This window comes from Paenibacillus sp. FJAT-27812, assembly GCF_001273905.1.
GTDB lineage: Bacteria > Bacillota > Bacilli > Paenibacillales > Paenibacillaceae > Pristimantibacillus.
In genome coordinates, this window is sequence record NZ_LIGH01000001.1 from 2755429 (window position 1) to 2764997 (window position 9569).

At 47.1% G+C, this 9569-nt stretch carries 11 protein-coding genes and 1 other annotated feature; of the genes, 9 read left to right on the top strand and 2 right to left on the bottom strand.

All coding sequences use genetic code 11. The annotated features are described in order from the left end of the window. Positions 1–289: 289 nt before the first annotated feature. The 6 genes from truA to ADU23_RS11800 all read left to right on the top strand — a co-directional run bounded on the left by truA (position 290) and on the right by ADU23_RS11800 (position 5242). A complete protein-coding gene (truA, locus tag ADU23_RS11775; RefSeq protein WP_053373924.1) occupies positions 290–1042 on the top strand; it encodes a tRNA pseudouridine(38-40) synthase TruA in 753 nt (250 codons plus the stop codon). A gap of 183 nt (positions 1043–1225) precedes the next feature. After that, the gene (rplM, locus tag ADU23_RS11780; protein WP_053373925.1) at positions 1226–1663 is read left to right on the top strand and encodes a 50S ribosomal protein L13; all 438 of its coding nucleotides are present in this window, start codon (positions 1226–1228) and stop codon (positions 1661–1663) included. Between the two features lie 20 nt (positions 1664–1683). Then, positions 1684–2076, top strand: a complete 393-nt coding sequence (rpsI, locus tag ADU23_RS11785; protein ID WP_053373926.1) for a 30S ribosomal protein S9 — start codon at positions 1684–1686, stop codon at positions 2074–2076. 176 nt (positions 2077–2252) lie between these two features. After that, positions 2253–2948 (top strand): phosphoadenylyl-sulfate reductase, encoded by a 696-nt coding sequence (locus tag ADU23_RS11790; RefSeq protein ID WP_053373927.1) that lies wholly within the window; start codon positions 2253–2255, stop codon positions 2946–2948. A gap of 274 nt (positions 2949–3222) precedes the next feature. Further along, the gene (gene cwlD, locus ADU23_RS11795; protein ID WP_053373928.1) at positions 3223–4011 is read left to right on the top strand and encodes an N-acetylmuramoyl-L-alanine amidase CwlD; all 789 of its coding nucleotides are present in this window, start codon (positions 3223–3225) and stop codon (positions 4009–4011) included. Between the two features lie 112 nt (positions 4012–4123). Next, positions 4124–5242 (top strand): P-loop NTPase, encoded by a 1119-nt coding sequence (locus ADU23_RS11800; RefSeq protein WP_053373929.1) that lies wholly within the window; start codon positions 4124–4126, stop codon positions 5240–5242. 80 nt (positions 5243–5322) lie between these two features. On the opposite strand, the gene gerD is transcribed toward ADU23_RS11800, so the two are convergent. Next, positions 5323–6021 carry a spore germination lipoprotein GerD gene (gene gerD, locus ADU23_RS11805; RefSeq protein WP_053373930.1) on the bottom strand — a complete coding sequence of 233 codons (699 nt, stop codon included), beginning with the start codon at positions 6019–6021 and terminating at the stop codon, positions 5323–5325. Between the two features lie 282 nt (positions 6022–6303). Here gerD and ADU23_RS11810 point away from each other — a divergent pair, with 282 nt between their 5' ends. Next, positions 6304–6927 carry a KinB-signaling pathway activation protein gene (locus tag ADU23_RS11810; protein ID WP_053373931.1) on the top strand — a complete coding sequence of 208 codons (624 nt, stop codon included), beginning with the start codon at positions 6304–6306 and terminating at the stop codon, positions 6925–6927. A 3-nt stretch (positions 6928–6930) separates the two neighbouring features. On the opposite strand, the gene pdaB is transcribed toward ADU23_RS11810, so the two are convergent. Next, complete coding sequence (gene pdaB, locus ADU23_RS11815) at positions 6931–7740, bottom strand: polysaccharide deacetylase family sporulation protein PdaB (RefSeq protein ID WP_053373932.1); 810 nt, start codon at positions 7738–7740, stop codon at positions 6931–6933. A gap of 206 nt (positions 7741–7946) precedes the next feature. Between pdaB and ADU23_RS11820 the strand changes: the two genes are divergently transcribed. Together ADU23_RS11820 and ADU23_RS11825 are read left to right on the top strand one after the other, a co-directional pair. Then, entirely contained in the window at positions 7947–8573 is a 627-nt protein-coding gene (locus ADU23_RS11820; protein WP_053373933.1) for a stage II sporulation protein M, read from the top strand. Positions 8574–8699: 126 nt separating this feature from the next. After that, positions 8700–8921, top strand: a complete 222-nt coding sequence (locus tag ADU23_RS11825) for a hypothetical protein (protein WP_053373934.1) — start codon at positions 8700–8702, stop codon at positions 8919–8921. 244 nt (positions 8922–9165) lie between these two features. Further along, positions 9166–9532, top strand: a sequence feature (16S ribosomal RNA rRNA prediction is too short). Positions 9533–9569 lie beyond the last annotated feature (37 nt).

Sequence of the window (9569 nt, forward strand, 5' to 3'; positions counted from 1 at the left end):
CCTTTTTTTATTTGCCTATCTGAATGGTTAATCATGTTGATTAAACTTTTTCGGCATGCAGCAATGTGAACGAAACGCCTCTTGCATGAGATCGTGATTTTAACGAGTCCTGAGCGTCATGTAAGCGGCTGAGTAGGCAAATGATGCTGCTGCATGAAAAAGCAACCAAAGAGCGATAGATGAGCTTATGCGACATCTCTAGGGTGTGCAGAGGGCGAAGCGCCACGAGGTCCTTTTTGAAAAGAGGATTTAGGGACTTAGTAATCCCTTTAGTTAAGGGGGGAACAGGTTGAGGAATATTTGCGTAAAGGTCAGCTATGACGGGTCGGGCTTTAACGGTTTTCAGACGCAGCCATACGGCAGAACGGTTCAAGGTGAAATAGAGAAGGCCATTAAGAAGCTTACGGGCGAGACGACCATTATTATCGGTTCGGGGCGCACGGATGCGGGAGTGCACGCACAGGGGCAGATGTTCAATTTCTATACGGAATCTACGATTCCGACAGAGAGATGGGCGATCGCGCTTAATACGCGATTACCGAAGGACATTGTCATTATTGAAGCGTTCGATGTGCCGGAGCATTTTCACGCAAGGAGATCCGCCAAGCGCAAAACGTATCGTTATACGATTGATACCGGAAAGTTTCCAGATGTGTTTGGTCGCCAGTACCGGTTTCATCATCCGACGCCGCTTGATGTAGAGGCGATGCGCGAGGGGCTCAGCTACCTTGTTGGGAAGCATGATTTTACCTCGTTTACATCGATTCATTCTACCAAGCCTCATCACATTCGGACGATCTACGAAGCAGACTTCGTGCAGGAAGGCCCGATCGTGCATATGTACGTGACAGGCAACGGTTTTTTGTACAATATGGTTCGCGTCATTATGGGAACTTTGCTATGGGTTGGCGAAGGGAAAATGGCTTCATCTGAGATAAAAAGCATCCTTGAGGGTCGAAATCGCTCGCTCGCAGGTCCTACGGCTATGCCGCACGGATTGATGCTGATGGATGTTGAATATTCCAGCGAAAAACAGGGATAAATCACTATAAATTACTTGCACTTACACATACTTTATAGTAGAATATAACTTGTGCTTTCGAAGTGGCTAACCCACAGCCCCGACTGAGATCGTCACAAACTTGGCTATCAACAATGAATAAACAAACCAACGTCTTTACGTTGTTATAAAACGATTAATGTATGAAATTAAGGAGGATCATCCATGCGTACCACTTATATGGCTAAATCAACTGAAGTTGATCGTAAATGGTTCGTCGTCGATGCGGAAGGCAAAACGCTAGGCCGCTTGGCGAGTGAAGTTGCTGCCCTGATCCGCGGCAAACACAAACCGACATTTACACCACATGTTGATACAGGCGATTTCGTTGTTGTTATCAACGCTGAAAAAATCCATCTGACAGGCAAAAAAATGTCGGATAAAATTTACTACCGTCACTCCATGTACTCCGGTGGCTTGAAAGCTACTCCGGCACAAGAGATGATCAAAAACAAGCCAGAGCGCGTTATCGAGCTGGCTGTACACGGCATGTTGCCTAAGAACCGTCTTGGCGACAAAATGAAGCTTAAACTTAAAGTATACGCAGGTGCGGAACATCCACATCAAGCACAAAACCCTGAAGTTTACGAACTTCGCGGGTAATAAAGAGGAGGACAAGTTTCATGGCTCAAGTGCAATACTATGGAACCGGTCGTCGTAAACACTCTGTTGCACGTGTACGTCTTGTGCCGGGTGAAGGACGAATCATTATTAACAAACGCGACATCAATGAATATTTTGGTCTAGAAACATTGAAATTGATCGTAAAACAACCGCTTAACCTTACTGACACATTGTCGAAATACGATGTGCTTGTAATCGCTAACGGTGGTGGTATGTCAGGTCAAGCGGGCGCTATCCGTCACGGTGTTTCCCGTGCTTTGCTTAAAGCTGACCCTGAATTCCGTCCAGCTCTTAAACGTGCAGGCTTCTTGACACGTGATCCGCGTATGAAAGAGCGTAAAAAATACGGTCTTAAAGCGGCTCGTCGCGCTCCACAATTCTCGAAACGTTAATATCTATACAACGAATGCCTTCTCTGCTTGCCAGAGAGGGCATTTTTTTGTGACTAAAATTAATTCCCAAAACTTTATTTCAATTTGGTGAAAACTTATGTTGAACATTTTGCGCATGGGACGTATAATTTTTATACAGACTAATTCAATAGGAATTATTAACGGAGGGCGTACAAATGAACCTTTTTGAAAAAGAAGCGCTTATTAAGCAAAAGGAAGTTGAGTTCGAAAACGCGACACCGGAAGAAATTATTGCGTTTGCGGTTGAAACTTTCCCTAATATCACTTTCGCTTGCAGCTTTGGCGCAGAGGACGTTGTACTCGTTGACATGCTGCAAAAAATTAGCCCCAAATCAGATATCTTCTACTTGGATACCGATTTTCATTTCAAGGAAACCTATGAGACGCGCGACCGTATGGTAGAGCGTTACCCTGGCATTCCTTTTGTAGAAGTAAAACCGGAAATTACGCCTGAAGAGCAAATTGCACAGTTTGGCGAAGAGCTTTGGAAGTCCGATGCGAACGCTTGCTGCAACATTCGTAAAGTAAAACCTTTGACTAATATCCTTTCCAAATACGAAGCTTGGATTACCGGTATTCGCCGTGATCAGGCGCCTACACGTGCCAATGCCAAAAAAATCGAATATGATACAAAATTCGGACTCGTGAAATTCAACCCTATCGCTCATTGGACGAGTGAAGATGTCTGGAACTACATCCGTGAGAATGATGTTATATATAACCCGCTGCATGACCAAAACTATCCGAGCATTGGCTGCGAGCAGTGCACACGCAAAGTAATGCCAGGCGAAGATCCGCGTGCTGGACGTTGGGCTGGACAAGAAAAAACAGAATGCGGATTGCATAAATAAAGCAACCATAGAAAGCAATTACAACAATGAGTCAAATACTACTGCACGGCGGCGTACTGCTTAACCGTGTCGCTACTTGAATTCTCCAGTCCCGAGGCAGCTCGAATTTTGATCGAAGGCATGTCCGAGCAGCCAGTAGGCTAATATTAAGACTTGCATAAGGTTTGTCTCATAAACGACCATCTCGTCCCATATAAATGAAAGTGTGCATTAAGCTTAAAGTGAAGCTGAATGCTGCCGCTTATTCATTTGATGGAGAACGGGGTGGTTTTTTATGCGCCGAATCAGTCGGCATGTAGTCATTTGGTTGACGTATAAGGGTCTCATACGAATCGGGATCGGACTGTTGGTTATTGCATTGACAGGCATATTGCTTACGCAATCCATGCCGTCAACAAAAACATGGTCTTATTGGACGCTGCCTTTGTCAGGGAAGACCATCGCAATCGATGCTGGCCATGGGGGAGTGGACGGAGGCGCAATCAGCAAACAAGGGATTATCGAAAAGGATTTGAATCTCGCCATCGCGCTCTATTTGCGTGATTATTTGCAGCAGGCTGGGGCAATGGTCGTCATGACGAGGGAAGGGGATTACGACCTTGCAACGGGGGATGCGCGAGCTTACAGCAAGCGGAAGACAGAGGATTTGAAGAAACGTGTGGCGCTTATTAAAAATAGCAAGCCAGCGGCTGTCATTAGCATACATATGAACAGCATTCCGTCGGCCAAATGGACAGGGGCGCAAACCTTTTTCCATCCTGCCAATCATCCGGACAATAAGATATTGGCAACCTTCATCCAAGATGAGATCAAGCGTAATTTGGAAAATACGACGCGGGTCGCGGCTACCGTAAAGGATGTGTACGTGCTCAAAGCTATTGAGGATATACCAACAGCGCTTGTTGAGGTGGGCTTTCTATCCAATCCGGGAGAATCCCAGAGGCTTGCTGATACTGAATATCAAAGACAGGTGGCAGCATCCATCTATGAAGGCATTTTGAGATACGCTTCAGGCGAGAAGCTGAGCGGCAGCGTATTGCAGGAGGAAGTAACGACTGATTGATCGTGCTGACGGAAAAACGCGGCGGCTTGTCAGCGGATAGCTTGGTTGATTCGTTTCCTGTGTTATAATGACTATTATATAGTTTTGATTATATAAAGGTGGGACACATACTATGTTGACACGTGAGCAAGTTATAGAGGCCGTCGAATTGGTGACGGCAGGGCACAAGGCGGATGAGATCACCATCCGCGACGTAATGGTTAGGGACCGTCAAGTTTCGATGACGGTCCTTGGGGTTAGCGCGGCTGCGCAGCCCGCGCTGGAGGCCTCGCTCCGCGAGGCGCTGGCGCGCCTGGGCGCCGAAACCGTGCACTTCCGGTTTCGGGCCGAGGCAGCGCCTGCCGCGGGCGCAGGCGCGTCTACGCCGCCGCCTGCGGCAACTCAAGCAGCGGCTGCGGCTAGCGCCGCTGCCGGCAAAACTGGCGGCGCCGCGCCCGTGCAGGGCCACGGGGCCGGCCTTGCCAACCCGCTGCTGGACCCTAGCAGCGGAGTGAAGTTCATCGCCGTCGCCAGCGGTAAAGGCGGCGTCGGCAAATCGACGGTGACCGTCAATCTTGCGGTGGCCTTAGCCCGCAGGGGCAAGCGTGTCGGCATTATCGACGCCGACATCTACGGCTTTAGCGTTCCCGATATGATGGGAATCGAAGAGCGCCCGGATGTGGTGAACGAGCGAGTCATTCCGATCGAGAAGTTTGGCGTCAAAGTGATGTCGATGGGTTTCTTCGTCGAAGACAACAGCCCGATCGTATGGCGCGGACCGATGTTAGGCAAGATGCTCCGCAACTTTTTCCAAGAAATCGAGTGGGGCGAGCTGGACTATTTGCTGTTGGACCTGCCTCCAGGCACGGGAGACGTTGCGCTTGACGTGCATCAGATCATTCCGCAGAGCAAAGAAATCATCGTAACGACGCCGCATGCCACAGCAGCGTTCGTAGCGGCAAGAGCAGGCGCTATGGCACTAAAGACCGAGCATGAGATTATCGGCATCGTCGAAAATATGTCCTATTACGTATCTACGACCTCCGGGGAGAAGGAATATGTATTTGGCCGCGGAGGAGGCGCTCGCCTTGCTGAGACGCTTCATGCTGATCTAATGGCACAAATTCCGCTCGGCGCTCCGGACAATCACGTATCTGAGCCTGATTTTGCCCCATCCGTTTACAAAGAGGATACCGATACAGGCAGACTGTACTTGGAGTTAGCGGATCGTGTGCTAAGCAAGTGCGAGTAAAATAACGATCTACAATAAATAAAGCCCGAACGGTTGTCTTATGGGGACAACCAGTTCGGGCTATTTTTAACTAATGGGTGCTACATGCCGGAATCGCTGCCTTCCTCATCCGAGCCAGAGTCTCCACCGGAATCTCCGCCAGAATCTCCTCCTTCACCGCCGGATTTATCCTTTTTCTTGTCGACCTTCTCATTAGGGTTCGGTTTAAGCTCTTCCTGAACCGCTTTTTTCATCAGATCAAGCACTTCAAGCCGGAATAGCGGATTTTGCATCGATTCCTGCATGAGGGACATGACTTCCTTGCGGTATTGCGTGCTTTGCAGCACTTCGAGAATCATTTTATCCATCTCAGGGTTCTTAAGCACTTTAATTAAATCGGCTTGATAAGAAGGGTCTTTGATCAATTCCTTATGGATCTCTTTATTTTGCTTATTTACGGATTTCGCAAATTCACCCGCAAAGCGAGTGTCCACCATAAGCTTCTTGATGACCTTATCGTATTGAGGAGAGATAAGCACATCTTTTACCGCTATGCGAACCTCTTCTTGATCCTGCACCGACAGCAGCTTTGACGTTTGCCCGCCGTAACCGGACATTTGCTGCGAGGATTCCTGTAAAGCCTTCTGGGCGTCCTCCGTCTTTAAAATGTCGATAACCATGGACTTCAAGTCCTTGTAGCTGACCTGCTCATTGCTACCTCCTGATGACTCGGCGCCACAGCCTGCAAGCATAAACATCATTGCGGAGATAACCGACAATAAAACCCACCTCATACGCATCTTAGCATGCTCCCTTCTATGTCCGTACAGCTGTAATCCGTTTGGATAAGCAAAACGTTCTAAAAGTGATTGATCATGGTCTTATTATGCACATTGTTCACCGTATTATCATGGAGAATCGTTAGCTTTTTGTTGTGAACGTGGTAAAATAAAGGGTATTGCGGAAGCAACTTAACAACGATTATGGGAGTAGGCATCATGAGCAGTCATTTTGCAGCGAAAATAATGAGCATGAGATGGTTAGATAGCGGGCCATTATAAACATTCAGGAGGATAATGAACGTGAATTTAAAAAAGTGGTTCTTTTTATTTTGGAGCGGCATGGTAGTCGGCGCGCTCGCTTGCGTAATAACCGGCGCGATCATGGCTTGGGTCGATCCGGAGTTTGGCTTTTTAGGCTTCAAAGCAGTAGGGTTCAACGCATTAATGATGGCATTGGTTGGTTTAATGATCGGAGCCTTTAGCCAGATGGGCTTTTTCGCTTATTTAACCTTGAACTATATCGCCCTAAGCGTATTCGGCAAAAAATATTTATGGAATGCGCTTCAAGGGTATACGACGATCTTTGCAGCAGCCGGACTTGGCTATTTATTGTACGAGCAGCGTATGAATAACTGGTTTTTCTGGACGCTGCCGCTTATCCTGCTTGTTTTCTCCGGCGTCGTATCATGGTTCAAGGTTAAGCAAACGAATAAAACAGCCTTTGTTCCTACGATGTTCCTTATGTTTGTCGTTACCTTTATCGAGGCTTGGCCAGCTCTTCAAGGGGAAACAAACGTGTCCGCCATTGTCTTTATGATGGTTCCTTTATTCGTTTGCAATGCATACCAAATCATGATGATGCATCGTCTGGTCAAAAAAGAAACAACCGACTCAGCAGCAATTGCCGCAAAGCCGGTCGTATAGCGCTTAGTATTCGAATTCGGCGGCATCGAGCTGCGGGAATGTAGACGAAGTCTTATCCTGCACAGCTTTGCCGTCGATTTCTGTTTGTGTGATAAGGTCGGATACCGTTACGAAGTCGTAGCCTTTGTCTCGGAGCTGATCAATGACGGTCGGCAGCGCCTCATGAGTTTGCTTTACGGAATCGCTTGCGTGGAACAAAATAATATCGCCAGGGTGAGCACGCGTCACAACGCGGTTAATAATTTTGTCTGTGCCAATATTCATCCAATCGAGTGAATCGGTATCCCATTGGATGACCTTATATTGAAGCTCTTCTGCAATACGCAGTACCCGTTTGTCAAAATCGCCGTTAGGCAGCCTTATTAAATTCGGTTGTTTGCCAGTAACGTCGGACAAAATGGTGTGCGCAGTGGTGATTTGCTTTCGAATTTCCTCATCGCTGAGTTTGCTGTAATTATCATGTTTGTGTCCATGGCTGCCAATTTCAAAACCGGCTTCCTGAATTTTTTTGACGATATCAGGATGCGACTGGCTCCAAGGCGAGGATAAGAAGAAGGTAGCTTGCTTAATGTTCTTTTCCTTTAGTACATTAAGAATAGGCTCCGCTCGTTTCTCGCCCCAGCTGATGTCGAAGGTAAGGGCAACGACCTTTTTGTCAGTGGGTACGCTGTAGATGGCAGCCGGCTGCTGCGGTGCGAATACGGTGATGTTGTCGCGCTCGGCATAAATAATGCCGACTGAGAAGACAAGGGCGATCGTAATCAAAAAATACCGTTTCAACTTGCGACCGTTCAAAACATAAAAAACGTTCATGGGGAAGGGCACTCCTCTCTAATGGAAGCTTGTACAAAGATAAGAAAGTATAAATCCGACCTTTATACTTCGCTTATCTTTTATCGCGAAACGAGCTTTTGCCTCCATGGAAGGCTGCAGTCATTTACGCTTGTAGTACAATCTATGCTCGTACAACAAAGATATTCATCCATGTTGCCAACTTACATAGTGCGGAGGAAAATAAAATGTTTAAATGGCGGTTGATATGGGAGCATTTTAAGCAAATGAATCCCTATATTGCATTTGGCACGATATTATTTTTAGCTGGAATGGTCGTTGGGGGCACGAATCCGACATTCAAAGCATTTCTGGATGAGCAGCTGAAGGGACTTGGCCAGCTTGCCAATATGATCGACAATTCAAGCAATCCTACCTTGACGATGATTATTTTCATCTTTTTGAACAATGCGATAAAATCGATTTTGGTCATGTATTTGGGAGCTTTGTTTGGCATTTTGCCGTTTTTCTTTCTAGTTGTGAACGGGATGCTTATCGGCTATCTGCTGAAAACAAGCGCGGAGCTGCATGGCGGCGGGTTCGTAGCGGAGCTCGTAATTAAAGGGCTGCTGCCGCATGGCATATTGGAAATCCCGGCGATCATTATAGCTTGTGCTTATGGCATGCGGTTCGGGGTGCTCGTCTTAAAAGCGGGAGGATCCATCCTTTTCGCTAGGTCAAAACAGGAAAAGTCAGGACGTGAGCTTGAGAGCTTCGTTGTTCGTACCGTTCCCGTCATGGTTATATTGACGATAACGCTGCTCATTGCAGCGGTTATAGAAAGTACAATTACAACATGGTTGTTAACGATGTAATAATTTTTCCAATATTTGAGCATAACAGTAAAGCAGTGTCGAAACGCATTGGCGTTAGATGTTGCTTTTTTGTTCGTTTTGGATGGGCTTGTTGCGCTTTACAACTAAAGGAGGTCGCTCACGGCTATGCTCGGAATACTATTCAACGATAAAGAATGCAAAGAACTCGACTACGTCCTTCGCAAAGAACTGGATGAAATGCTGCTTGATTTAAATGATTCCCGATTAGATGGGGATATTAAGCAAGCCATAACGAGAAGATACAAAATCATCTTCCGGATGTATGCCCGTATTGCCTCCCCTAAAGAACTGTCGCGTTACGCGCTAAATGCACGTTCTTATCGATAAAAACAAGTTTTTAAAAAAACTTTCAAAAAGGGGTTGCATTTAATTGGGCCCCTGTGATATATTATTTCTTGTCGCCGCGAGACACACGCGGAAACAACGAAAGAGAAGATTGTTCTTTGAAAACTGAACAACGAGTAATAACTGCCTCGCAAATCCTTCGGGATGAGCGAAAAAAGCGATAAAAAGTAATGAGCATTTCAAACACCAATTTGGAGAGTTTGATCCTGGCTCAGGACGAACGCTGGCGGCGTGCCTAATACATGCAAGTCGAGCGGATCTTGTCCTTCGGGATAAGATTAGCGGCGGACGGGTGAGTAACACGTGGGTAACCTGCCTGTAAGACTGGGATAACATTCGGAAACGAATGCTAATACCGGATACGCGATACGGTCGCATGACCGAATCGGGAAAGATGGAGCAATCTATCACTTACRGATGGACMCGCGGCGCATTAGCTAGTTGGTGAGGTAACGGCTCACCAAGGCGACGATGCGTAGCCGACCTGAGAGGGTGATCGGCCACACTGGGACTGAGACACGGCCCAGACTCCTACGGGAGGCAGCAGTAGGGAATCTTCCGCAATGGACGAAAGTCTGACGGAGCAACGCCGCGTGAGTGATGAAGGTTTTCGGATCGTAAAGCTCTGTT

Coding starts and splice junctions, on each gene's coding strand:
- cwlD (WP_053373928.1), top strand. CDS start 3,223: ATGCGCCGAATCAGTCGGCATGTAGTCATTTGGTTGACGTATAAGGGT.
- ADU23_RS11825 (WP_053373934.1), top strand. CDS start 8,700: ATGCTCGGAATACTATTCAACGATAAAGAATGCAAAGAACTCGACTAC.
- gerD (WP_053373930.1), bottom strand. CDS start 6,021: ATGCGTATGAGGTGGGTTTTATTGTCGGTTATCTCCGCAATGATGTTT.
- pdaB (WP_053373932.1), bottom strand. CDS start 7,740: ATGAACGTTTTTTATGTTTTGAACGGTCGCAAGTTGAAACGGTATTTT.
- rplM (WP_053373925.1), top strand. CDS start 1,226: ATGCGTACCACTTATATGGCTAAATCAACTGAAGTTGATCGTAAATGG.
- ADU23_RS11820 (WP_053373933.1), top strand. CDS start 7,947: ATGTTTAAATGGCGGTTGATATGGGAGCATTTTAAGCAAATGAATCCC.
- ADU23_RS11790 (WP_053373927.1), top strand. CDS start 2,253: ATGAACCTTTTTGAAAAAGAAGCGCTTATTAAGCAAAAGGAAGTTGAG.
- rpsI (WP_053373926.1), top strand. CDS start 1,684: ATGGCTCAAGTGCAATACTATGGAACCGGTCGTCGTAAACACTCTGTT.
- ADU23_RS11800 (WP_053373929.1), top strand. CDS start 4,124: ATGTTGACACGTGAGCAAGTTATAGAGGCCGTCGAATTGGTGACGGCA.